The sequence below is a fragment of the Streptomyces carminius genome, assembly GCF_002794255.1.
Classification (GTDB): domain Bacteria; phylum Actinomycetota; class Actinomycetes; order Streptomycetales; family Streptomycetaceae; genus Streptomyces; species Streptomyces carminius.
This window is the reverse complement of the sequence record NZ_PGGW01000035.1, coordinates 1-1,173: the sequence shown is the minus strand read 5'-3', so window position 1 is coordinate 1,173 and position 1,173 is coordinate 1. Positions and strand designations below refer to the sequence as shown.

Annotated in this window: 1 protein-coding gene; it reads right to left on the bottom strand. The window is 74.3% G+C overall.

Translation table 11 applies throughout. From position 1 onward, the window contains the following. On the bottom strand, positions 1 to 1,173 hold a 1,173-nt coding region (locus CUT44_RS08885; RefSeq protein ID WP_158239585.1), incomplete at both ends, for an ATP-binding SpoIIE family protein phosphatase.

Sequence of the window (1,173 nt, the reverse complement as noted above, 5' to 3'; positions counted from 1 at the left end):
AGGGGTTGTTCGGTCCAGATGGTCTTGCCGGAGGCGGTGTAGCGGCTGCCCCAGCGGTGGGCGAGCTGGGCGACGAGGAACAGGCCGCGGCCGCCCTCGTCGGTGAGGCGGGCGCGGCGCAGGTGGGGCTGGGTCTGGCTGGGGTCGGAGACCTCGCAGATCAGTGTCTTGTCGCGGATCAGGCGCAGTTCGACGGGCGAGCCGGCGTAGCGGACGGCGTTGGTGACCAGTTCGCTGACGATGAGCTCGGTGGTGAAGGTCAGTTCCTCCAGTCCCCAGCCGGTGAGCCGGTCGGTGGCCAGTTGGCGGGCGCGGGCGACGACGGTGGGGTCGGCGGTGAACCGCCAGGCGGCGGTGGCCCCCTCGGGCAGGGCCCGCACCCGGGCCACCAGCAGGGCCACGTCGTCGGCCGGGGGCTCGGTCAGGACATGGTCCAGCAGGGTGCGCCCGATGTCCGCCGGGGAGCCGTGGTCCGACATGGCGGTGTCCATCCCCGTGCGCAGCAGCCTCATCTGGTCCTGCCCGGCGCCCTGGTGGTGGGCCACCAGCTCGTTGGTGTAGAAGGCCAGCACGCTGCCCGGGGCGAGGTGCAGCTCGACGGGCTCGAAGGGCATGCCGCTCACGCCCAGGGCCGGACCCGGCTTGAGGTCCACGCAGTGGGTCTGTCCTTCCGCACCGGCCACGACGGGCGGCGGATGCCCGGCGCTGGCCATGACGCACCGGCCGGTGACCGGGTCGTAGACGCAGTACAGGCAGGTCGCGCCGACGACGCCGCCGCTGCCGTCGCCGTCCGCCCGGTCCGGCTGCGGTTCGGTGGCGGAGAGGCGGACGACGAGGTCGTCCAGGTGGGTGAGGAGTTCCTCGGGGGAGAGGTCCAGGTCGGCCAGGGTCTGCACGGCGGTGCGCAGCCGGCCCATGGTGGCGGTGGCGGCCAGTCCGTGTCCGGCCACGTCGCCGATGACGAAGGCGACCCGGGCGGAGGACAGCGGGATGACGTCGTACCAGCAGCCGCCCAGTCCCGCCGCGGTGCCGGCCGGGACGTAGCTGCCCGCCGACTCGGCCGCGCCGAGGTCCGCGCCCTCCGGGGGCAGCAGGCTGCGCTGGAGGCTCTCGACGGTGCGCAGCTCGGCGGTGTAGCGCCGGGCGTTCTCCAGGCTCAGCGCGGCCCGGGAG